The organism is Escherichia sp. WS1118 (assembly GCF_046487695.1).
GTDB classification, from domain to species: Bacteria; Pseudomonadota; Gammaproteobacteria; order Enterobacterales; family Enterobacteriaceae; genus Escherichia; species Escherichia coli.
Window position 1 is genome coordinate 163,060 of record NZ_JBJQIZ010000009.1, and the last position, 24,219, is coordinate 187,278.

At 52.0% G+C, this 24,219-nt stretch carries 18 protein-coding genes; 2 read left to right on the plus strand and 16 right to left on the minus strand.

Annotation, left to right across the window (positions count from 1 at the left end; all coding sequences use genetic code 11):
• Positions 1-115: 115 nt before the first annotated feature.
• The 13 genes from ACJHYO_RS16565 to yfhM form a co-directional block, all read right to left on the minus strand.
• A complete protein-coding gene (locus ACJHYO_RS16565) occupies positions 116-1,093 on the minus strand; it encodes a SinI family autotransporter-associated protein (RefSeq protein WP_000806617.1) in 978 nt (325 codons plus the stop codon).
• A 54-nt stretch (positions 1,094-1,147) separates the two neighbouring features.
• Positions 1,148-3,325 carry an intimin-like inverse autotransporter SinH gene (sinH, locus tag ACJHYO_RS16570; protein WP_001442009.1) on the minus strand — a complete coding sequence of 726 codons (2,178 nt, stop codon included), beginning with the start codon at positions 3,323-3,325 and terminating at the stop codon, positions 1,148-1,150.
• Between the two features lie 208 nt (positions 3,326-3,533).
• Positions 3,534-3,749 (minus strand): zinc ribbon domain-containing protein, encoded by a 216-nt coding sequence (locus tag ACJHYO_RS16575; protein WP_001196895.1) that lies wholly within the window; start codon positions 3,747-3,749, stop codon positions 3,534-3,536.
• A gap of 62 nt (positions 3,750-3,811) precedes the next feature.
• A complete protein-coding gene (gene der / locus ACJHYO_RS16580; RefSeq protein WP_001350310.1) occupies positions 3,812-5,284 on the minus strand; it encodes a ribosome biogenesis GTPase Der in 1,473 nt (490 codons plus the stop codon).
• 117 nt (positions 5,285-5,401) lie between these two features.
• Positions 5,402-6,580, minus strand: a complete 1,179-nt coding sequence (gene bamB / locus ACJHYO_RS16585) for an outer membrane protein assembly factor BamB (RefSeq protein ID WP_001177034.1) — start codon at positions 6,578-6,580, stop codon at positions 5,402-5,404.
• Positions 6,581-6,590: 10 nt separating this feature from the next.
• Positions 6,591-7,211 carry an ancillary SecYEG translocon subunit YfgM gene (gene yfgM, locus ACJHYO_RS16590; protein WP_000409203.1) on the minus strand — a complete coding sequence of 207 codons (621 nt, stop codon included), beginning with the start codon at positions 7,209-7,211 and terminating at the stop codon, positions 6,591-6,593.
• Between the two features lie 17 nt (positions 7,212-7,228).
• Entirely contained in the window at positions 7,229-8,503 is a 1,275-nt protein-coding gene (gene hisS, locus ACJHYO_RS16595; protein WP_001107167.1) for a histidine--tRNA ligase, read from the minus strand.
• A gap of 110 nt (positions 8,504-8,613) precedes the next feature.
• Positions 8,614-9,732: a flavodoxin-dependent (E)-4-hydroxy-3-methylbut-2-enyl-diphosphate synthase gene (ispG, locus tag ACJHYO_RS16600; protein WP_000551807.1), complete on the minus strand. Its 1,119-nt coding sequence runs from the start codon at positions 9,730-9,732 to the stop codon at positions 8,614-8,616.
• A 26-nt stretch (positions 9,733-9,758) separates the two neighbouring features.
• Positions 9,759-10,766, minus strand: a complete 1,008-nt coding sequence (gene rodZ / locus ACJHYO_RS16605; RefSeq protein ID WP_001090909.1) for a cytoskeleton protein RodZ — start codon at positions 10,764-10,766, stop codon at positions 9,759-9,761.
• A 284-nt stretch (positions 10,767-11,050) separates the two neighbouring features.
• Positions 11,051-12,205 carry a bifunctional tRNA (adenosine(37)-C2)-methyltransferase TrmG/ribosomal RNA large subunit methyltransferase RlmN gene (locus ACJHYO_RS16610; RefSeq protein ID WP_000003317.1) on the minus strand — a complete coding sequence of 385 codons (1,155 nt, stop codon included), beginning with the start codon at positions 12,203-12,205 and terminating at the stop codon, positions 11,051-11,053.
• 149 nt (positions 12,206-12,354) lie between these two features.
• Entirely contained in the window at positions 12,355-12,786 is a 432-nt protein-coding gene (gene ndk, locus ACJHYO_RS16615) for a nucleoside-diphosphate kinase (RefSeq protein WP_000963841.1), read from the minus strand.
• Positions 12,787-12,934: 148 nt separating this feature from the next.
• Positions 12,935-15,247, minus strand: a complete 2,313-nt coding sequence (pbpC, locus tag ACJHYO_RS16620) for a peptidoglycan glycosyltransferase PbpC (protein WP_410232516.1) — start codon at positions 15,245-15,247, stop codon at positions 12,935-12,937.
• On the minus strand, positions 15,248-20,209 hold the full coding sequence (gene yfhM / locus ACJHYO_RS16625; protein ID WP_085455468.1) for an alpha2-macroglobulin: 4,962 nt from the start codon (positions 20,207-20,209) through the stop codon (positions 15,248-15,250).
• Between the two features lie 206 nt (positions 20,210-20,415).
• Between yfhM and sseA the strand changes: the two genes are divergently transcribed.
• Both sseA and timP read left to right on the plus strand, forming a co-directional pair.
• Positions 20,416-21,261: a 3-mercaptopyruvate sulfurtransferase gene (sseA, locus tag ACJHYO_RS16630; protein WP_410232518.1), complete on the plus strand. Its 846-nt coding sequence runs from the start codon at positions 20,416-20,418 to the stop codon at positions 21,259-21,261.
• 335 nt (positions 21,262-21,596) lie between these two features.
• Entirely contained in the window at positions 21,597-21,722 is a 126-nt protein-coding gene (gene timP, locus ACJHYO_RS16635) for a small toxic inner membrane protein TimP (RefSeq protein WP_244577506.1), read from the plus strand.
• Between the two features lie 31 nt (positions 21,723-21,753).
• Here the strand turns inward: timP and sseB are convergent, their stop codons facing one another.
• The 3 genes from sseB to iscX all read right to left on the minus strand — a co-directional run bounded on the left by sseB (position 21,754) and on the right by iscX (position 24,215).
• Positions 21,754-22,530 carry an enhanced serine sensitivity protein SseB gene (sseB, locus tag ACJHYO_RS16640; protein ID WP_085455492.1) on the minus strand — a complete coding sequence of 259 codons (777 nt, stop codon included), beginning with the start codon at positions 22,528-22,530 and terminating at the stop codon, positions 21,754-21,756.
• A 142-nt stretch (positions 22,531-22,672) separates the two neighbouring features.
• Positions 22,673-23,956: an aminopeptidase PepB gene (gene pepB, locus ACJHYO_RS16645; RefSeq protein WP_085455469.1), complete on the minus strand. Its 1,284-nt coding sequence runs from the start codon at positions 23,954-23,956 to the stop codon at positions 22,673-22,675.
• A gap of 58 nt (positions 23,957-24,014) precedes the next feature.
• Positions 24,015-24,215 carry a Fe-S cluster assembly protein IscX gene (gene iscX, locus ACJHYO_RS16650; RefSeq protein WP_000523612.1) on the minus strand — a complete coding sequence of 67 codons (201 nt, stop codon included), beginning with the start codon at positions 24,213-24,215 and terminating at the stop codon, positions 24,015-24,017.
• Between the last annotated feature and the right edge of the window lie 4 nt (positions 24,216-24,219).

The following is a 24,219-nucleotide window of genomic DNA, read 5'->3' on the forward strand; positions in this document are numbered from 1 at the left end:
AAACTCCACCGGTTGTTAAACGGACACTTGTCGCATCAACATATTTTGCTTAATCCGGGATTAAGCAAAATATGCGGAAACAGCATTCCCTTGCGGGAATGCTGCTGAGTACGCGTTATTTGTGTTTGTAAATAATGTGAAGTTTGTAACCCTGTACCCCGTCGCCGTTGGTCGGGATGGAAAGTGCCTCTTTTCCATCGCGCGCAGGGCCGTTAAGGTTGGTTCTGGCTTCGTCGTTGGTCGCAGGGATGACCAAATTGTTATTATCGAAGCTTGAGTTAACGATGCCACCCGAAGTGCCAAGCTGTTGGCTGCTGCCAGAAAGTACCCAACGGAAGTCATAATTGGCGGTGACGTCAGCATCGGTACCCGCATCAAACTTGCCATTTTTGTTCTCATCCGAGTACAGTTTGGCCACGTAGGTTTTGCCAAGTTCGATTGGCGTGCTACCGTTGATAAGGTTGATACTGGTACCATCAACAAAGATAGCGACTTTCAGGTTCTGGTTAACCACCGGCCCCGGTGCAACGTTATCGCTGTCGCTTCCGCCGCCGCTGGCAGTAGAAACGTCATAAAGATGCAGCGCAGTCCCGACGTTTGGCGTACCGGTCTGCGTGGTTGGCGTAATTTCAATACCGATATAACGACCACGGTCGGCATCGGTAAGAGTGTAACTGGTCACCTTCGTTACCAGCTCTTTTGGATCACCCCCCTGCGCATCCTTGTAGCTCATCCAGCGGATAGTATCGATAGTTTTCGCGTTATCGCCCAATCCCCCAAGATCCACGTCGCCTTCGGTATCACCAATTTCCCAACTTACGGTTAATTTATCACCCGAGTAAAGACGCTTGTCCGTTTCACTGCCTTGCGGGCGAGCGCCTTTTAGATCAGAAGTCAACGTTACACGGTCGGCATCTGTCGTAGCACTTCCCCCTTCCGAATAGAGCCACGGAATGGTCCCCTGGAAAATATTGGTTTCACCGCTGTCGACCCAGGCGCTGTCTTCAGCCAGCGCCACAGGTGCCACACAATAACCTGCAAGTGCCAGCGCTAATGCGATCCGGGTCAGACCGCGTCTTTTATCCTGCTTCATTGATGCTCTCCTTAATGAACCTTCAGCGACTGGCCGACTGGCCTTACGCCAATCTTATTTTTTGGTATACAGCACGCGTAAACCGTATCCCTGCAAGCCATCTCCCGCTTGTGCGCCATAGGTTTGCGCCGCTTCACGGTTAGTGGCCGGAATCACAATGTCCTCATTGGAAGTGTTCGCCTGTGCACCCACTTCACCATTGATGCTCTTGCCGGTAAATTCCCACTTGTAGTCGTACTGCACCATCTCTTCGTCAGTCAGTTTTTCGACCTGCTGGAAGACACCGTCTTTATTGTTGTCGCGCCATAAAACAAATCGATAAATGTTGTTGAGCGGCAACGGTTCTTTATCTTTACCTATCAGGTTGCTGGGTTTAGCCGCCCCCACACGATAGATAAAAGCATTTAGCCCACCAATTTCTGCCCCGAGGAAAGTGACATCCACATAGTTACTGTCATCGTAGGGCGCGGCTTTTGCTTTCCAGCGATAGGTGCCAGGTAAGGTACTGGAGAGGGTGACAGTGCCCTTTTCTTTATCTTGTTTGGCAATAAAAACGCAGGGGTTATCGGTCGAGCAGGGCTTGTTGGTTAACGTCACTCGTTTGTCCTGCGCGTCGTAAAGCTGAGGCGTAAGGTTATCTTCCGGCAACGCATCGCCGTTGCGGTCGGTGTTATCGCCAAAGCTGTCGGTTACATCGAGATCCATCACTACACCATCAACGCCATCTGCCTGTGCGCTGGCTTCGTGGCTGTGGTTGTTCTCTTCTGGCACGTTCGCGATGTTATTAACAATCAACTCTATTTTACGGTCCTGCTGAACGGTGATTTCCACCACGCCAGAGTTCTGTCGGTTGCCCTTTTCATCTTCCAGCGCCAGACGTACTCGCCAGGTATTGAGTTTTTCTTGTTCGGCTTGATCGGAACTGTACTGCCAGGCAGGCAGCACCAGGTTCCAGTGGTTATTGTTACCCTCTGTCAGAGTATTCTCTTTGATAACCGGCATCACCAGCGTGCGGGCGGCATTGTTTTTCGCCTGCCAGGAGGCCGCAACGATTTTGTAATGATGATTAATGAGTGCGTTAATGGTCCACTTACATTTTTCCAGCCCGATAGCTTCTTCAGGCGTATCTTTAATCACGCACTCGGGATGTTCATTCGTGGTGTCTGCTTTCAGCCACAAAATGACGTCGAGGGGATCTTTTTCTTTGTATTCCAGAACAATAAAGTTGTTACGTTCAACAAAGTCATGACGGCTACCCATGAGCGAGTGAGCCGCGCTCACTTTGTCAGGATCAAGCTGGTCTTTGAGCGGGACGCCAAACTGGTAGTTCAGCGTTGCGTTAACAGAAAGATCGGTATTATCGCCAGTGCCAGCTTTGAAATCTGTACCGACAACAATGAGCGGAACGGGCTGGTATTTCACACCCAGCGTGACAGCGAAGGGATCTTTCTCCAGACTATCGGTACCAAAAAGCGCGACTTCATTCCCATAATATTGTTCGAAGACAATTTTTCCGCCAAGCTGCGGGTAAGCGGGTAGCCAGGCTTCAGCGCGAATATCCCAGCCGCGCGCAGGGCGTTCTTCATAAAAGTCGAAATCTTCAGAGTCTTTCCAGTCAGAAAGTGGGTGATAATAGTTGCCTGAGAATTTTAAATAATCCGTCCAGGCTTCGGCGCCTAAACCTAAACGGCGATGTCCACGGGTAAAGTCATAATCATAAAATATATTTCCACCCAATAGATATTTATCAAAATTATACCTTACCCCAAGGCCAATATTCCCGATCGTACGATCTTCTTTTCGTTGCGCAGAAAATTGGCTGAAATAAACAGTGGTTTGATTATCGTACCAGGGAACAAAATAATCGATGGAACTGCCATCCAGATCGCCGCCCTGACCAATGGAGAGGTTCGAACGGACCTTACCGTAGGGAGAGAGTGTGTCTTCAATATAAGATTGTGCGGTTGAGGTGATTTGACTTTGCAGATAGCTTCTGGCCTGAGATTCCAGCGCCTCAGGGGTCAAGTTTTCAAACCCTTGCGTGGCGGAGTTGATGACGTAATCGGCTCCGCGCTCTTTCAGCGATTTACCCTTGTTGGTTTGTTCATCCTGTTGTGCTGCCTGGCTACCTAAATCAGGTAACGATTCGTTTTGCTTAACATTTATCTCTGGCGCCGCGAAAGCAGCACCAGAGATAAATGTTAGAATAATACAGCGTTTCCATCGCAGCATGCACTTTCCCTGTGACAATGATACAGTCAAAAATAAGCTTTAATATTGTATCCCTGATTATTCAGAAAGGCATGTCATAAAGAATAAATATATTCTTAATTGTTTAAATTAGTGATTTCACTCAAATACATTAGTTATTCCACTAATAACAGATTGTTTACCATTCATATATTAAATATAAATGATAAAACAATATATTCACATGATATTAAGCAATAACAAATTCAACGCGTTTTTTAGATATTAAACCGTGCCCATGTTGGCAGAAATAATCCACAGCACCACAAGCTTTTAACACTTGTAACGCCTGATGACACTCAGGGCAAAGTGCCTGGACGGTAAAGTCTTTGTCGCAAGTTGCACAGTGAGCAGTCTCGCCATTGCGTTCGAGAGGGGTTTTGCAGGTTGGACAGTTGAGTGCCATAAATACTCCTCGCGTGTTATTCGGCTTCCCTCTCCGTGTGGAAAGGGAAACCAGATAAGTGATTACTTACTTTTCTTGATATGCTTCATCAGACGCTTACGTTTACGCATCTGGGTTGGCGTCAGGGTGTTACGCTTGTTCGCATACGGGTTTTCCCCTTCTTTGAACTGAATACGAATCGGCGATCCCATTACGTCCAGCGATTTGCGGAAGTAGTTCATCAGGTAACGCTTGTAGGAATCAGGCAGGTCTTTCACCTGATTGCCGTGAATCACCACAATCGGCGGGTTATAACCCCCGGCGTGGGCGTATTTCAGCTTCACACGACGACCGCGTACCAGCGGTGGTTGGTGATCTTCAACAGCCATCGTCATGATGCGCGTCAGCATAGAGGTCCCCACACGACGGGTGGAGCTGTCATACGCTTCACGTACTGATTCAAACAAGTTACCAACACCACTGCCGTGCAAGGCAGAGATAAAGTGCACACGAGCAAAATCGATAAAGCCCAGACGGAAGTCCAGCGTCTCTTTCACCTGCTCTTTCACTTCCTGGCTCAGGCCGTCCCACTTGTTCACTACAATCACAAGTGAGCGCCCACTATTGAGAATAAAGCCCAGCAAGGAGAGATCCTGATCGGAAATACCTTCACGCGCATCAATCACCAACATCACCACGTTGGCATCTTCAATGGCCTGCAACGTTTTGATTACCGAGAATTTCTCTACCGCATCGGTGATTTTGCCGCGTTTACGTACGCCAGCGGTGTCAATGAGCACATACTCACGTCCGTCGCGTTCCATTGGAATGTAGATACTGTCACGCGTCGTGCCAGGCATGTCGTAAACAACAACGCGCTCTTCACCAAGAATACGGTTAGTGAGTGTAGACTTACCTACGTTCGGGCGACCCACAATCGCCAGTTTGATCGGCAGACTTTGCGGGTCGAAGTCGTCTTCCTCTTCTTCTTCGCCGTTCTCTTCCGCTTCAAATTGCGCCCAGTATTCGGCGTCTTCGTCGACTTCTTCTTGCGGTGCGAGATCTTCCATCCACGGCAGCAGCACGTGCTCCAGCAGACTTAATACGCCACGACCGTGAGACGCGGCGATCGGGTAGATTTCACCTAAACCAAGCGCGTAGAAATCAACCACTGCCTGATCGGGATCCAGACCGTCAGTTTTGTTTGCCACCAGGAAGGTCGGTTTTTCACGGGAGCGCAGATGTTTAGCAATCGCTTCATCCGCCGGCATCAGGCCCGAGCGCGCATCCACCATAAACAGTACGACGTCCGCTTCTTCAATCGCCAGCAGCGACTGTTCCGCCATGCGGGTTTCTACACCGTCTTCTGTGCCATCAATCCCGCCGGTATCAATGCAGATAAACTCACGGCCTTCAATTTCCGCACGACCGTACTTACGGTCACGAGTCAGACCCGGGAAATCCGCAACCAGCGCATCTCGGGTGCGAGTTAGACGGTTAAATAACGTGGATTTTCCTACGTTAGGGCGCCCGACAAGCGCGACCACAGGTACCATGTTTAAAGCCTCATTTTTATAAATCATCAGACAACGCACGCTATATTCGTGTCGTTGTTAAAAACAGGAAAACGGCCCCTGTCCAGGAGCCGTTTTCAAAGTGAACGACAGAGACGATTAACGTGTAATAGAGTACACGGTTCCGTCTTTTGCCTGGATCAGCAGTTTGCCGTCAGCGGCAACCGGTTCAGTCTGGAAACCGGAACTATCAACTTTTTGCTGGGCAACGAAACGACCATCTTCGACGTTAATCCAGTGCAGATAACCTTCGCTGTCACCTACCACCAGGTTGCCATTATACAGCACCGGAGAAGTCAGCAGGCGATGCAGCAGATCGCTTTGTGTCCACAGCGTAACGCCGCCATCAATGGTCAACGCCATCACCCGGTCATTTTGATCGACCAGATAGATGCGATTGCCGTCGACGATGAAATCATTCACCGAACCCAGTTCGCGTTTCCACATAATCTGACCGCTGCGCAGATCAAGCGCCGTCAGGTTACCATTATAGGCCAGCGCGAAAACAACGCCGTTAACAACGACGGGAGTCGTGTCAACATCGCTCAGACGGTCAATTTCGGTAGAACCGGTCGCCTGGGAAATACGCTGCTGCCAAATCATCTGGCCCTGTTCCATCAGCACTGCGCTGACGCGACCATTATCGCCACCCACGACGGCCGCACCAAAAGCCGTTGCCGGCGCAGACTCGCCACGCAAAGAGAGCGAAGGCATATCGAGGTTAACTGTCCATTTGACAGCGCCGTCAGCTTCGTTCAGCGCTTGTAACTGACCGTTACTGGTGTGGATTAACACCAGACCGTCGCTGACCACCGGGCGCGAAAGTGCTTCACCCGCGACTTTAGTTTGCCATGCCACAGTACCATCGCTGGTATTCAGCGCGTAAACCTGCGCCTTTTCGGTGCCAATGTAGACATGCCCACCAGACACGGTCACGCCGCCAGAAAGTAATGCAGGATCTTTAGAGAACCAGCCATCTTTCTCGGCCAGGTTGACAGACCAGATTTCTTTGCCGTCATCCGCATTCAGCGCTTTTACTAAACCAGCGCGGTCCGCTGCATAGACAACGTTGTCCGCCAGTGCCGGATGAAGATTGGAATAGAAGTTGCCAATGCCGCTACCAACGGAAGTGCTCCACGCAGTAGTCGGCGTAAACTGGTTTTCAACGGTTGGCAATGGGGACATCTTTACCACATCTTCTTCGCTGTTAAACAGCGAACAGCCGCTTAAAAGGGTAACGGAAAGCAGTCCTGGCAGCAGTAATTTACGCAATTGCATCGGGTCCCTCTCAGATGGACAAATTATTAATTTTCATCTGCATCATTTCGCTCAGTGCCGGGGTAACATCGCTTTTCACGCCTGCTTCCCATGCACTACGCGCACCTTGCTTATCACCTTTGCTCAGCAATGCTTCACCACGCAGGTCGGCAACAATGGCAGCCCACCCTTCACCTTTGATAGCATCAAGGGTTTTTAGCGCGGCATCAGCCTGCTTGAGCTGTACCTGAACGCGAGCAAGACGCAGATTTATCACGGCTTTGAGATTTTCATCGCTCGTGTCTGCCAGCCCCTGTTGTAACTGGGCGGCAGCTTTCTCTAGTTCATTTTTGTCAACAAATTGCTGCGCAAGTTCCAAAGAAGCCAGCGCACCATAAGTATTTTTATTTTCAGCAGCAAATTTTTCCGCCGCTGGGATGCTATCCGGTTTGCCTTCGCTCACTGCGGTAACCGCATTTTGATAGGCAAGAGAAGCGGAGCGTGCAGAATCAACCTGATGGCTGTTCCAGTAGCGCCAGCCAATCAGTGCGCCAACGCCCAAAATCACCCCAACAGCCAGTGCTTTGCCATTTTCAGCAAAAAAGCGTTTAACCGCTTCAACCTGGTCGTTTTCGTTCTCGTAAATTTCCACGCTGTCCTTCTCCTTCCTTAACCCAGTAACGTGCGCAAATGCGCGGCTACGCTATCCTGCGCAACTGCAGTTTGCTCACCAGAGCGCAAATCCTTCACTACTGCTGTGCCGTTAGCCACTTCAGACTCACCCAGCACCACAGCAACGCGGGCACCCCATTTATCAGCACGGGCAAACTGTTTCTTAAAGTTGCCGCCGCCGTGGTTGGTCATCAGTTTCACGCCCGGTAATTCATCACGCAGACGCTCTGCTAATGCCATAGCCGCAGATTGTGTGTCAGCACCTGAAGCCACCAGGTATATATCGACAACAGGATCGGCTTTAAATTCCGGATTAACGGCCTGAACTAACAATACAAGACGTTCGAGGCCCATCGCAAAACCGACTGCCGGTGTTGCACGACCACCCAGTTGTTCCACCAGACCGTCATAACGACCACCTGCACACACGGTGCCCTGGGAACCGAGGCTGTTAGTCACCCACTCGAAAACGGTACGGTTATAGTAATCCAGACCGCGCACCAGACGCTGGTTTACGGTGTAAGCGATCCCCGCGCTCTCAAGCAGTTTGCACAGACCGGCAAAGTGCTCACGAGATTCCTCGTCCAGATAATCGCCTAATGCCGGAGCGTCGTTGAGAAGCGCCTGCACTTCCGGATTTTTTGAATCCAGTACGCGCAACGGGTTAGTGTACATGCGGCGTTTGCAGTCTTCGTCCAGCTTTTCTTTATGCTGCTCAAGGAATGCCACCAGCGCATCGCGGTAATTCGCACGAGCTTCCAGCGAACCGATAGAGTTCAGCTCAAGAGTTACGTGCTCGGAAATACCCAGCGCGCGCCACCAGCGGGCAGTGAGCATAATCAGTTCGGCGTCGATATCCGGACCTTGCAGACCGAAAACTTCGCAGCCCAACTGATGGAACTGACGATAACGCCCTTTCTGCGGACGCTCGTGACGGAACATAGGCCCGATATACCACAGACGCTGTTCCTGATTGTACAGAAGACCATGCTCGATGCCGGCGCGTACACAGCCCGCCGTCCCTTCAGGGCGCAGAGTCAGGCTGTCGCCATTGCGATCCTCAAAGGTGTACATCTCTTTTTCAACCACGTCGGTGACTTCACCAATCGCACGTTTGAATAGCGGGGTCTGCTCTACAATCGGCAAGCGGATTTCACTGTAACCGTAGCTGCCGAGCACGTTTTTCAGTGTGCCTTCAATGCGCTGCCAGATGGCCGTTTCGCCAGGCAGGTAATCGTTCATGCCGCGAATGGCTTGAATGTTTTTTGCCACGTTTATTCTCTTTCTGAATATAAAAATGAACCCTCAACGCTTCCCTCAATGTTTCGGGAGCCATGCGGGTTCAATCATACACGGGAAGCGAGGCGCTTCCCATCACGTTATTATTTTTCAACCTGCTGAACGTCAATTCGACGCGCTTCGTCCAGCTGACTGGCTTTCGCACGAATGCGTGCTTCCAGCTGGTCGATCATATCGTTGTTGTCCAGACGGTCTTTGCGCACGCCATCTTCATAGAGGCCGCTTTTCTTGTTGCCGCCGGTGACGCCGAGTGTAGAAACCAGCGCCTCACCAGGGCCATTCACCACGCAGCCGATAATCGAAACGTCCATCGGAGTGATGATATCTTCCAGGCGTTGCTCCAGCGCGTTAACCGTACCGATAACATCAAATTCCTGACGCGAACATGTCGGGCAGGCGATGAAGTTGATCCCGCGCGAACGGATACGCAGCGATTTCAAAATATCGAAACCGACTTTGATCTCTTCGACCGGATCGGCCGCCAGCGATACGCGCAGCGTGTCGCCGATGCCTTCAGACAGCAGCAGACCTAAACCAATAGCGGATTTTACTGCCCCGCTACGCGCACCACCGGCTTCGGTGATCCCCAGATGCAGCGGCTGATCGATTTGTTTTGCCAGCAAACGATAAGACTCAACAGCGAGGAAGACGTCAGACGCTTTCACGCTGACTTTGAACTGATCGAAGTTCAGGCGATCGAGATGATCAACATGACGCATGGCAGATTCCAGCAACGCCTGCGGCGTCGGTTCGCCATACTTTTCTTGCAGATCTTTTTCCAACGATCCGGCATTAACGCCAATACGGATCGGAATGTTTTTATCGCGCGCACAGTCAACCACCATGCGAATACGCTCTTCATTACCGATATTGCCAGGGTTAATACGCAGACAATCGACGCCGTATTCCGCTACTTTCAGCGCAATGCGATAGTCGAAGTGGATGTCAGCCACCAGCGGCACGTTAACCTGCTGTTTGATGAGTTTGAACGCTTCTGCCGCGTCCATCGTCGGTACGGAGACACGGACGATATCAGCGCCAACACGTTCCAGCGCCTTGATTTGATTGACCGTTGCTTCGACGTCTGTCGTACGCGTATTGGTCATGGACTGTACGGCGATGGGAGCACCATCGCCAATCGGCACATTCCCAACGTAAATACGTGTTGATTTTCTACGTTGAATTGGAGCCTGGTTATGCATGAAAAATCTCCCGCGTTACCCGTCTGTTACTGCGCCGGTGATTGTTCGGCATTGAGGGTCAGACGCGCAACCTGGTTAGTTCTGATAAAACGACTCAGATCGACAGGTTTCCCTTGATACTGGATCTGTACTGCGGCTGGCGCACCAATTTTCAGTTTGTACGGTGCCTGGCCGGTTAAGTTCAAATTACCGTCTTTACGCTGCATACCGCTAAACAGTTTTTTACCGGTAGCATCGGTGACTTCCAGCCAGCAATCGGCAGTAAAGTTCATCACCAGCGCATTCGGGTCAACCGCCGGCGTGGTCACGCCAGCCTGATCGGTTGGCAACGGCGCAGCGCCATCTGGTGTTGTTGTTGCCGCTGGTGCCGGAGTCGCAGCGGTATCAACATTTGCCTGCGAAGGTGGAACAACCGCATTCTGTTGCGGATCAACAGCTGGTGCTGGCGCAGTTACGGCAGGTGTTTGCGTGTTGGTTGCGGTGGTATCCACAGGTGATGTCGGCGTGGTCGCCATAGCCTGATCTGTGGTTGTCGACGTATCTAACGGTACACTCTGGCTTTGATTATTATTCAGTTCCGCAGAAGATTGATCGGCCATAGTGGTGATCTCTTCCTGCTGAGCTTTGTGGTCTTGCCACCACCAGGCACCGCTCAGGCCAATAACCACAAACAATACCAGCCAGGTGAAGGTCATCAGCCAGCCGTCACGTTTTTTGCGGCGTTTACCGAGGGAAAAACTCTGCATCGGCGCAACTTTTGCAGCCCGTAGTGGAGCCTGCTTTTCCAGCCCTGGCAGCAGTTCTTCTTCTGGAATATGTACCAGACGCGCATAAGAGCGGATATATCCGCGCAGGAATGTTGAAGCAAGATCGGCGGGTGCCTTATCTTCTTCAATGTCGCGTACCGTGGAAACCTTCAGGCAAAGTCGCTCGGCAACGGCCTGTTGACTAAGTCCTAGTTGTTCGCGAGCATTACGCAGGCGAGCGCCGGTAGTAAGTGTTTCATTTTGGTCGTGCGTGGCTTCAGTATTCATTCGCTGCAGGTACGTTTAAATGAGAATTGAGATGCCGGTGAACCATCATGCCCACCCACACCGCGAAACATCCGTTAAGTTAACCGTTATCATACAGTATAAGACCGTCTGTGTGCTCGTGACAAAGCCCACATTCGCTAAGGCTAACTTACTGTTGCATCGTTACATACTGCCTTAAAGTCAGCAAAAACGCACCGTTAATATTGACCAGACAATTGCAACTTAATACTTCATTCATAAAAGATTACGCCACGGTACATAAAGTAACCGTGGCGTAATGGCTATCAGACCGCTTTAATGTCGATGGCTTCACCCTGCATCCGCTTACGCAGAGTACGTTTCGTACGGTCGATAACATCGCCCGCCAACTGACCACAAGCAGCATCGATATCATCACCACGAGTTTTACGCACAATAGTGGTGAAACCGTAGCTCATCAGCACTTTTGAGAAACGGTCGATACGGCTGTTCGAACTGCGTCCATACGGCGCGCCCGGGAACGGGTTCCACGGGATCAGGTTGATCTTACACGGCGTATCTTTCAGTAGTTCCGCCAGTTGGTGCGCGTGTTCAGTGCCGTCGTTAACGTGGTCAAGCATCACGTATTCAATAGTGACTCGGCCCTGATTGGCGTTGGATTTCTCCAGATAACGGCGCACCGCCGCAAGGAACGTTTCGATATTGTACTTTTTGTTGATCGGCACAATCTCGTCACGAATTTCGTCGTTCGGCGCGTGCAGGGAAATTGCCAGCGCTACGTCGATCATATCGCCCAGTTTATCCAGCGCCGGAACCACACCGGAAGTGGAAAGCGTGACGCGACGTTTTGACAGGCCAAAACCGAAATCATCAAGCATGATTTCCATCGCCGGAACGACGTTGTTCAGGTTGAGCAGCGGCTCGCCCATACCCATCATCACTACGTTAGTGATTGGGCGCTGACCGGTGACTTTTGCTGCGCCGACAATTTTCGCCGCACGCCACACCTGGCCGATAATTTCCGATACCCGCAGGTTGCGGTTAAAGCCCTGCTGGGCGGTGGAACAGAATTTACACTCCAGCGCACACCCCACCTGCGAAGAGACGCAGAGCGTGGCACGGTCGTCTTCCGGGATATATACCGTTTCAACGCGCTGATCGCCAACGGCGATCGCCCATTTAATGGTGCCGTCAGATGAACGCTGTTCTTCAACCACTTCCGGTGCACGGATTTCCGCCACCTCTTTCAGTTTGCCGCGCAACACTTTATTGATGTCGGTCATCTCATCAAAGTTGTCGCAGCAATAGTGATACATCCACTTCATCACCTGATCGGCGCGGAAGGGTTTTTCACCTAAATCTTTAAAAAACTCCCGCATCTGCTGACGGTTGAGATCCAGCAGGTTGATTTTTCCATCTTTCGTGGTGACGTTTTCAGGTGTGACTAATTGTTCAGACATATGCTATTCCGGCCTCGTTATTACACGTTATGGCCCCTGGAGGGTTGAAAAAAGAAACGCCCCGGTGAGCGGCTGCTCGTCCGGGGGCGCTGCATTGTACAAATTCTGGCGCACGGATGCCACGTTTGCACGCGGCATTTACGAAATTATTAACGGGTGCGCGGGCACACTTCGCCTTCGCCGAAGAAATAAGCGATTTCGCGAGCGGCAGATTCGACGGAATCAGAACCGTGGGTACCATTTTCGGTCAGGCTGTCAGCGTAATCAGCACGCAGAGTACCGGCCAGTGCGTTTGCCGGATTGGTCGCGCCCAGCAGATCGCGGTGACGCTGAACAGCATTTTCACCTTCCAGCACGGAAACAACGATCGGGCCAGAAGTCATGAATTCAACCAGACCATCAAAGAACGGTTTTCCATCGTGTTCAGCATAAAAGCCACGAGCCTGTTCAACGGTCAGGTGCAGCATTTTGGTGCCGACAATTTTGAACCCTGCAGCTTCAAAGCGCGCAAAGATACTACCAATCACGTTTTTTGCTACCGCGTTCGGTTTGATGATGGAAAAAGTACGTTCAATAGCCATTTTTACCTCTGTAAATTGTTCTGTTGTTGTCTGTACCAGCGTACGAGATGGCGCGGATTATAATGAGCAACAGGGCCGTTGACTATTGATGAAGGTAACATTTTTTTAAAATAAACCCAGTTTAAGCAACAATCAGGGACAAAACAGACTATTGCATGACAAATTTCACTGTCGCTATTTGCCCCACGTCATCCATCACCAGCAATTGATAATCGCCTTTATCCGTCAAATGCAGGGTCACGTTGCGCCCACGTTCAGTTAACGGTTCGCCATTCAGAAACCACCAGGGTTCACCTGCCCCTCCACTTGATTGCAACGGCAAAGTCGCTTCCGCTGCGCCCGGTAAACGTTTAATAATCGCGCCATCGCGCACACCTGTTAGCTGCAGCGGGAGTTGTGCATCGTGACCGTATGGCGGGCAAATTGTCGAGGCCGGTGGCAAGCGCACAGCGCGACGTTCTGATGCGGGCAGCCAGGGTTCCAGCGGTAGCGGCCAGACATTTATCATTTCTTGTCGCGCCTGAGGGCAATCAGCGGCAACACGTTTGCCGTTTTCATCCAGCCAGATGGGGAAACGAATGCCATTAATGCCTTCCTGCTCCGGCAGTAATAGAGTTGGCGGCTGGCTCCCGTCCAGCAGCCAGGTTGCCAGGCGGCGGCGACAGTTACCGTCACCTTCCGGCAAAGACTGTCCGCCCGGCCAGCAGATAACGCCACGACTTACAGAGTCAGGACGTGGGTCTTCCGGCAAATTCACACTGCGCGACAGTAAGATATTATTAACCTGATTCAACAGCGGTATGGCACTGGCAAAGCCAAACTGACCAACAACGGGCGTGCCGTCCGGTCTGCCAGTCCAGATCCCAATGACATAGCGAGCGTTAACCCCAATCGCCCAGGCATCACGATAGCCATAGCTGGTGCCCGTTTTCCATGCCAGTGGGGCGACGCGCGGCAAGGCACCATCCGGCAAGGGTTGCGCTTCATCAGCCATAATCCGGCGAATGATCCACGCAGCCCCCGACGACATTAAAGGCCGTTCAAGCAGCGGATCGTCAGGCTGTAAGCGCAATTTACCTGCCTTGCCGTGGCGAGCAAACGCGGTATACGCTGCCGCCATATCTTCCAGTTTTGCACCAGCGCCGCCGAGAATGAGCGAAAGATTCGGCGCAGCACCGTTGGGCAGATACAACGGCAATCCAACATTGCGTAATTTTGCCGCAAACCGTTTCGGTCCATAGGCTTCCAGCACCTGCACAGCTGGTAAATTCAGCGAGCGCACCAGCGCCTCGTTCATGCTGATCGGCCCATGAAAACCGCTGTCAAAGTTGCCAGGTCGGTAATCACCGGTACGCCGGGGGACGTCTTGCAACAGCGATGCCGGGTGGATCAAGCCTTCATCCAGCGCCAGACCGTAAACAAACGGTTTGAGCACCGATCCTGGCGATCGGATCGCATTGACCATATCAACATGACCAAAGCGTGAATCATCGTTGAGATCAACCGAACCCACCCAGCCGCGAACACGCATATCGGTATGATCAACCACGATCATCGCCAGTGAGCTGCGCGGTGGCAATCGTCCTTTCCAGTTTTGCGCCAGTTCTTCCAGACGTCGTTGAAGACCGGCATCCAGCGTAGTAACGATTTTGTCGCTTTTGCTTTTACCGAGCATCATGCGCGAAAACAGCGGTGCCAGTTGCGGCATTTGTCGGGGTGCCAGCCAGATGGGTTCTTCCCTTGACTCTTTTACCCGCTCATGGGACCACACACCTTGCACGGCCATCCGTTCGAGCACTTTATTACGCGCGGCTTCGGCACGCTCCGGCCAACGATCCGGGCGAAGACGGCTGGGCGCTTGTGGCAACACCGCCAGCATCGCCGCCTCGGAATAGCTTAAATTCGCAGGCGATTTCCCGAGGTAAGCCCAACTTGCCGCACCAATCCCCTGCAACGTACCGCCAAACGGGGCACGGTTAAGATACAAGGTCAGAATTTCACGTTTAGACAGATGCCATTCCAGTTGCAACGCGCGCCAGAGCTGGCGAATTTTGCCGCCAAACGTTTTGGGGTGAGGATCAAGCAGGCGCGCCACCTGCATGGTGAGCGTGCTGCCGCCGGAAATGACCCGACCCGACGTGAGATCTTGCCAGGCTGCACGCGCCACCGAGAACGGATTCACCCCCGGATGCTTCCAGAACCAGCGATCTTCATAATTGATCAGCGCTTCAAGGTAACGTGGAGAAACATCTTCGATTGTTACCGGATAACGCCAGATGCCGTCAGCATCGGCGAAACGCCAGAGTGGCGTACCATCCTGCGCCACCACCACGCGTGCAGGATTCACTTCTTGCAATGGCAGAGGCCAGAGTTTATCTGCTGCCCATGCTGCCAGAATGATGATAAAAGGCGCGGCTGCCAGCATTATCCAGCAGCCGCGTTTGGTTAACAGGCGAGGCATTTACGGTCTGACTATCAACAGATCGTCAGCCGCACCAGTCGCCCGCCATTGAGGAACATACATTGATTCCACCATAGGCTGCGGCACCTGATACGTTCCCGGCGTCACCGCCCGCGCCAGATACACCAGCGTTACCGGTTGATATTCATCAACGGCAACCGCCGCCACAAAGCGATCGTCACGGAACTCTATGTGCTTAATGCTCGCCTGCTGCATCTGGTTCAGCAAGTTCTGCACTTCACCACCACTTTGCTCCAGGCTGGCGCTGCCGTTCGCCAGATTCTGGTTTTCCAGTTCCAGCCCCGCAGGCAACAGATCCACGACTAACGCATCCGGTACACTGTTACTGGCTTTAACCTGCAACCACACCAGCACCAGATCGCCGCTACGTAACGAGTCCAGCGATTTGCTCTTACCGTCAGTACCCAGAATATGACGCTCAATTTGCAGCACATTGCTCGCCGGTAAAGGTGCGGATTGCGGATAACCGCTGGCATCCACACGCAGCCATAACGGCTGATCGCCACTGTTGGTCACCTGCAAGGTGGCAAGTTGATCGCTATTCAGATTGCTGGTTTGCGCTTTCTCGCCTGTCAGCGGCTCAGCAGAGAAAGTGGTTTGCGCCTGCCATTTGCCCGGTAAATCCTGAAGAGTACGGGCAGCCAGGAACAACGCGTTACTTTCCTGCGTCGATAGCCAGCGTTCACCGAACGCCTGCTGCGAAAGTGTGTTTAACAGGGAGTACTGCTCATCGGGTAGCAGTTTGTTCTCTTCCAGCAATGAGAGCATCAACGCGCTGTCTCGCAGTGGACTACCGTAATCACCCAGCCATATCCGCTCATCACTATTACGCGGCGTTTTCAGCGCCAGCGCAATCGCTTCTTCACCACGCGTCGCATCACCCATGATTTTCAGCGCAACGCCAAGTTGCAGCAGCGGTAAACCAGAAGCGGCATCTGCACGATGCTCCCAGATTTCACGCAGCGCACCCAGTGGTGCTTTTTGCTGACGGGCCAACACCAGCGCAGCGTAAGACTGTACGGCGAATTTACTGGCTTTGAGATTATCAGCGTACGGGATCGACATCATGCCCGGATCTTGTAAATAGCGCAGCAGACGCTCATTACCCCGGTTAATGGCGTCTGTCGGCACGCTGTAACCCTGTTCGCCTGCGCGGACCAGGAAATCCATCACGTAAGCCGTCAGCCAGTACTCTTCGTCACCGTTTTTATCCCACAGCGCAAAGCCGCCGTTATCACGTTGCATTTGCAGCAAACGGGAAATGCCGATATCGACCGATGCACGGCGTTTCTCATCACTGTCGCCTTTGATGCCCAACGCCTGCAGTTGGGCTGCATTGGTATAAAGTGACGGGAACAGGCCGCTGGTGGTTTGCTCGAGACAGCCGTACGGATACGCTTTTAACTCTTTGATATAACGTGCGATGTTCAGCGGTGGTTTGCCGCTCAACAACAATTGCCCTTCCAGCGTAACAGGCGAGAAGTTTTGCAATCCATCAGCCGGGAGCGCCCAGGTTTCACCAGGCTGTAACGCCGTACCGTAATTGACCGTTTGTGCCGGGAATGCCGGACGGACGCCGATTTTCCACTGCTTATGCTGATCGGCAACGGTTTCCCCCGGTAACGCTAACCCGCTAATGGTGGCCTGAATGTCTCCATCGCCATAACCCGGCAATGCACGCACCGGGATAAACAGCGTAGTACGCACCCCTGGCGCTAATTCAACAGGTGCGGGGGAATTACTCACCAGTTCAAGCAAGCCACTGGCGGTCAGAGCAACATTAAGTTTTTGCGGTTTATCGGTAAGATTAGTGATATCCAGCGTCAGGCGCGAGGTATCGCCACTCGCCATAAAGCGCGGCATGTTCAGTTCAGCAATCACCGGTGCGGCAACAATCACTTTGCTTTCGTTGCTTCCGAAGTCATCTGCCGTCCAGGCTTGCGCCATGACGCGCAATTCACCGTTAAAATCGCCAATTGGCAGTGTAACCGAGCCTTCGCCCTGTTCATTGAGCGTTACCGGCAGCGCCTGCTGCGCGACAATATTGACGTGATTGACCGGCGGTTTACCACCACGTTTCAGCTCATCACCATCACCACCAAAACGCAGAGCTGCCAGACGCCCCTGACCTTCAATGACCTGACCGTAAATATCGTAAATGTCTGCGCCATAGCGTTTCTGACCAAAGAACGCCTGCCACGGATCTGGCGTGACGTAATCAGTAATATTCAGCACACCGCTATCAACGGCAGACACCAGCACATTCACCTGTTTTGGCATCTCACCATTTTTATTGCTGGCTTTAATTTTCACGGTTAATGGCTGATTGGGGCGCATTTTGGTGGGGGTTTCCAGCGCCAGATTGAGGCGACGGTTTTCATCACCAAGCGGCAGATGCAAGACCCCAACCGCGCGTTTTGGCGTCGCGGAGCGAGATTTATCGCCAGGACGTACCACCAGCGTACTTAAATACAGATCATGACGATTCCAGGTTTTATCGACCGGAATCGTCAGATCCAGCCCTTGAGCCGGAACATCAATCTCTTGCCACCACAGCGGCCCTTCACTGGACTCGACCATCGCATAACCTTTACCCGCCGTTGGCGCGGCAATATGCAACTTAATGGTATCGCCAGGGCGATAGCTGGCTTTATCCAGTTTCAGCGTGACACGGTCGGGTCGCACTGCACCACCCCCGTCGCTGTTATCCTGCCAGCTATAACCAGCCCAGAAACGCACACTACTGACCGCTTCATTCGGCGCTTTAACTTCCAGACGATAAGCGCCCCACTCTACCGGGAAACTGACCTTACCGGTTTCGTCCGCTTTCAGATCCAGAGTTTGTTCATTTTCGATCAGATCTTTTTGATCAAACTGTGACTGCCAGCCTTCATATTCCGACCAGTTCCAGTAGTAATCGCGGCGTTCGCGAATCAGGCGCACCTGCAAGCCCGACACGGCTTTTTTCACGCCTTGCGCATCGCTATAAACGATGTCAAAAGCGGCGTTACTGCCTTCATCAACAATGGGCTGTTTCACCGTGCTGTCGGTGCGATAATCGTAAACCGATTTCGAGGCGAACTGCGGACGGATCCCCGGCAATGCATCAGCAGGCCAGATAGCCTGCTCAGCACGGCGCGTCACCGGGCGACCGCCCGATTCCAGCAAACTACCCTGGAAAATAACCTGTAATGGGGAATGCGTTTCCTTCCACTGGCTTTCTGTAGAAACTTCGCCGCGCCCTTTATCATCCAACGTCAACTGAACTTCATCCAGCGTGCGGGAAAGATTTTCGGCAGCTATATCGCCGAATTCAAAACCAGGTAAGGCTGACACAGCTTCACGCAGTGGGCGCAGGAAAAGTTGCCCTTGCAAAGTATTACCATTAGCAGGTGCGCCATACAGGTAGTACCCCACCACGGAGAATTTCACTTCATCTTTCGGCGTTAGCGGGGTTTTCTCACCGGTCAGATTCAGCGCCATACGCTCTGGCATAAAATCTTCGACGCGGAAATCCCACATCCGATACTGGTTATCGCCCGTGTTAGCGCGAATATGCCACATACCGGTTGCCGCATTGCTATCGAGTGGCCAGGTAAAGTGGTAGAGGCCATTCTCCGGCTGACTAACGACGCTCCTGAGTACCTGCCCGTCGGGTTTAATCACGTCTAACTTGATGGGTTGATCGGGCAATGCTTTACCGTCTGCATCACGCAGCAAACCATTGAGGATGACTGTTTCACCAGGGCGATAAAGATCGCGCGGGCCAAACATGAAAAACTGTTTGCTATAGCCCGGCGCGCCAGCAATGTTAAATTCCGCTAAGTCCAGCGCCGGGAGTTTTAAATCGAGCAGCGTTGTCTGACCGTTTTTACGCGCCAGCAGTAATGCCGCGTTTTTATCATTTTCCAGCTGCACATGCCCCTGAGCGTCACTGGTTGCCTGAGTCAGAGTCTGCCCTTTCTCATTTAATAAAGAGACTTCAATTCCTTGCTGGGCTGCGCCGTTTTCCAGACTTTGGGTAAAGATATCCAGACGATTGTGATAACGGTGAGCTGAAACGCCAATATCACTTAACGTAAACAGCGTCGCGGGATTACTGTAATCGTAACGTCCAGCCTGATTCATCACAGCCAGATACACGCCCGCCTGCTGAAGCGGTTTGATATCGCCCAGCGGCAGCAATAATTTTTCACGGGTGTTACGCGCAGGATTGAGATCAAACCGTCCGGTGTAGACCAGATCCGCCATCTGCAGCAGTTTATCTGACTGCCAGTTCGCCAGCGAATTGCGGTATTCCCACTGGCTAATGAAAGCGGGCAGTGATTCTGGTTTCACACGGAAGAAGTTAACATCGACATTGTTAACGTTAAGCGCCATTACCGGCAGCCCTTCAACGACCTTACCAGGAAGCAACGAACCACGACTGGCAAAACCGACGCTGGGTTGGATATCGCGGGTAGTTATAGTTTTTTCGTCATCTTTACTAAAGGTTGCGTTATTGAGCGCTTTGACCTCCTTGCCAATAGTGACGATCAAATCACGTTTCGGTTCGAGGTGGCGTAAACGCAGCTCTTTAAGATTATCTGACAGCTCCCAGGCACCATCCACTTTGCCGCTTTTTTTATCGACGACATGAATAACGCGTGAGAAATCCTGATCCGGGTCGAGAGGGATGGAGAACGTCAGCACCAGCGTGGCTGCGCCATCGAGTTGAACTTCAGAGAGATCCAGCAATGTCAGCGCCTTACCGGCACTCTGTTGGGCCAGTTTTTGTCGCTCCGGCGCGGAAAGTTTTGCTGAACTCACGTTTTCTGAAGAGGCCGCTTTAGTAACTTCAGAAGGCGCATCTTTTTTCACCGTTGTTGGCGCGTTATCGTTGTTGTCGCACCCTGCCAGCGCCAGCATTAGCATGCAGGCGGCTACGCGTAACTTTTTCATTTTTCATCCCTGCCACAATGGCCCGTTAGCAACGTCGAATAATTATTATGCGTGAGAATTTACGTTATGTAATTCAGTATCACGCCCATACAATCCGAATTTTAGTGAGAATTGTGGCTCAGACAGCCAAATCAGTCTCTTTTGCTTGTCGCTTTTCACTAAACATCCGACAATTTAGCCTAACCCCGGCAAAAATGGAGATGCCTATGTCCACGACATGGTTTGTAGGAGCCGACTGGCTCGCCGAACATATTGATGACCCGGAAATTCAGATTATTGATGCCCGCATGGCGTCGCCTGGACAGGAAGATCGTAACGTTGCTCAGGAGTATCTGAATGGACATATTCCCGGCGCAGTGTTTTTTGATATCGAAGCGCTTTCTGATCACACTTCCCCGCTTCCGCACATGCTGCCGCGCCCGGAAACGTTCGCCGTGGCGATGCGTGAATTAGGCGTTAACCAGGATAAGCACCTGATTGTCTATGACGAAGGTAATCTTTTCTCAGCCCCACGAGCATGGTGGATGCTGCGCACCTTTGGTGTAGAGAAAGTGTCGATTCTGGGTGGTGGACTTGTAGGCTGGCAGCGTGATGATCTGCTATTAGAGGAAGGCGCAGTAGAGCTGCCGGAAGGAGAGTTTAACGCCGCGTTTAATCCTGAAGCCGTGGTGAAAGTAACCGATGTATTATTGGCAAGCCATGAAAATACGGCGCAAATTATTGATGCCCGCCCGGCTACACGTTTTAACGCAGAAGTTGATGAACCTCGCCCAGGTTTACGTCGCGGACATATTCCCGGTGCATTGAACGTTCCGTGGACGGAACTGGTACGTGAAGGCGAACTAAAAACGACCGATGAACTGGATGCGATATTTTTTGGTCGCGGTGTCAGCTACGACAAACCAATTATCGTCAGCTGCGGTTCTGGTGTAACAGCAGCCGTGGTTTTGTTGGCACTTGCGACGCTGGATGTGACAAACGTGAAACTGTACGACGGCGCATGGAGTGAATGGGGCGCACGGGCAGATTTACCGGTTGAGCCCGTAAAATAAGCTTTTTACAGGCAATAAAAAACCGCCGAATCTGGCGGTTTTTTATTGCTGGTCTGGTTCGCGGCCTTTCCAGCAGGTTGTATTACCGTAGTAATGCAAGCGCGTCTCAGCGGACACAATACTCGCCAGTAACTCTCTTTTTGTCAAGTAAAAGAGAGTTATTATTGTTCTGTTAGTGTATTATCCACTGCGGCCCTTTCCGCCGTCTCGCAAGCGGGCGCTGGCTTAAGGAAAGGATGTTCCGCGACCGTTAGGGCAAGCGCGTCTCAGCGCTTGCTATCGCGGCAATATCGCCAGTGGTGCTGTCGTGATGCGGTCTTCGCATGGACCGCACAATGAATATACGGTGCTTTTGTATCGTACTTATTGTTTCTGGTGCGCTGTTAACCGAGGTAAATAATAACCGGAGTCTCTCCGGCAACAATTTACTGGTGGTTAACAACCTTCAGAACAGCAAGTAAGCCCGAATGCCGCCCTTTGGGGCGGCATGTTTTAAATTATCCGGTTCTGTTTAAAGTCACGCAAAAAACCACCCCAGCGACGTTCATAGAATGGCGCAATATGTTCGGTAATAAAGTGGCTAATACCTTTTTCCCCTTTTTTCACCTGACAAATATCGATGGGTTCATCGCCAGGTAATGTATCGGTCGCTACACTTCCCGCCGCCTGAATAATTTCTTCGATATCACCATCGGCTTCAATGCCAATAAGTAAATTAGGCTGTGCCTCTTCGTTCTCTTTAATTGAACAAATAAAAGCACGCTTCACCGACTTAATGGTTTTAAATAAGGTGGTAAGTGAATCAATCATTTGCGCTGGCGGCTCTGCGACCTCCGATAATATCAGCGATTCACCGCCTTCCAGTACTTCCTGACTGCTAAGCGGATTCCCTTCTTCACCAATCAGCAAACTGATTTCACGCGGCATAAATTCTTTACCGGTTGGCAGTTTGGCATTAAGGAAGAGCGTTTCGCCAAGGGTCATCTCAAACAATGTGCGAACTGGCATTACGACAAATGCCTGTTCGCCTTCAACCGCCTGTTGAAGTGCTTCTAACGAGGTGAAAAAAGGAATGACGCTGGTGCCGTCTTCTTTTTCCCAGTGCTGTAAATCAAGTGCGCTATCTTCAACCACAGCCTCGCCCTGTGCCGCCGTACCAGGCACCCAGACGGTGGATTCCAGTAGAGTACGGAAAAAGGCCGGGCGGTGCGCCGGTTCGGTTGCTGCTTTTTCCAGCAGGTCTTCAAGTTCGTTTTTTGTTTCGGACATAAGAACCATAATTCATTCAACGTTCGGGGCGTAAGTGCCTGATGCGCTACGCTTATCAGGCCTACAAGGGAACCGCAATATATTGAATTTGCAATACTTTGTAGGCCGGATAAGGCATTTACGCCGCATCCGGCATATTAGTTTACGCCGTTAACAGATTAGCAATCGTGCGCACACCAAGTCCCGTAGCACCCGCAGACCACTGTTCAACCGGCGCTTTACGGTAAGTCGCCGAGCAGTCGATATGCAGCCAACCTTGCTGATAGTTCTCAACAAAGTGCGACAGGAAGCCCGCCGCTGTGCTCGCGCCTGCCGGATACGCCGCGCTTCCGGTGTTGTTCAGTTCGGCAAAGTTAGACGGCAGCTGGCTGCGGTGGAACTCCGCCAGCGGCAGACGCCAGAACGGTTCATTCTCTTGTGAGGCACTTGCCAGCAAGCGCCCTGCCAGCGCATCATCAAAACTGAACAGCGCGTGATAATCATTACCCAGCGCGGTTTTCGCCGCCCCGGTGAGGGTCGCCACATCAATAATCAGTTCCGGTTTCTGCGCACTGGCATCAATCAGGCCATCGGCCAGCACCAGACGCCCTTCGGCATCAGTGTTCATCACTTCAACTTTTTTACCGTTGCGATAGGTAATAATATCGCCCAGCTTGAACGCATTGCCGCTGATCAGGTTATCCGCACAGCAGAGGAACAGCTTCACGCGCTTGTTCAATCCACGAGTAATGGCAAATGCCAGCGCCCCGGTAACCGTTGCCGCACCGCCCATGTCCGACTTCATCGAGTCCATAAACGCGGTCTGTTTGATGCTGTAGCCGCCGGAATCAAAGGTGATGCCTTTACCTACCAGGCACGCGTACACTGGCGCTTCTTTATCGCCAGTTGGGTTGTAATCCAGCGCCAGCAATACCGGAGAACGTTCTGAACCGCGTCCGACGGTGTACAGCCCCATATAACCTTGCTCACGCAGATCTTCGCCTTTGGTGATCCGGTAAGTCACACGATCCCCTGCGACGTTGCTGATCAGATCAACAGCACGCTGTGCCAGTTGCGATGGCCCCAGCTCTTCTGCCGGTGCGTTGATGGTGTCACGCACCCAGTCGATGATCATCAGGCGGTTATCCAGTTCCTGACGCTGGGCATCGTCCAGATCCGGCCACTCCACTTTACGTATGCCTTTCGGGGCTTTGTAACCTTGCCAGAATGCCCAGCAGCGATCCGCATCCCAGCCTTCACCGCTTAACTGAACATGCTTGATGCCCAGACCGTCAATCTTGCGCGCCGCACGCTGGATCAACCCCAGATCGTCTGTCCCGTTCAAATGCAGGGTAATGCCATCATTATTAATGCTGTAAGTCGCTTTTTCTCCCCAACGTGCGTCGGCAGGTTGGGGAGAGAGGGTAATCTTCATCGCTTCTGTCATTTTAGTTATCCTTATTCGTTTAACAGCAAAACGGGCTACCCCCAGGCAGCCCGTTCATTCACTCGGCTTCGTCCAGCCAGACCAACAAAATCGCTTCGAGGATTTTCTCGTTCGATGCCTGCGGGTCGTCGTCGAAATCTTCCAGAGCGCAAATCCACTGATGCATATCGGTGAATCGAACCGTTTTCGGATCAATATCAGGATACGCATCGTACAGTGCTTCGCCAATTTCGCGGCTATCGGTCCACTTAAGTCCCATACTA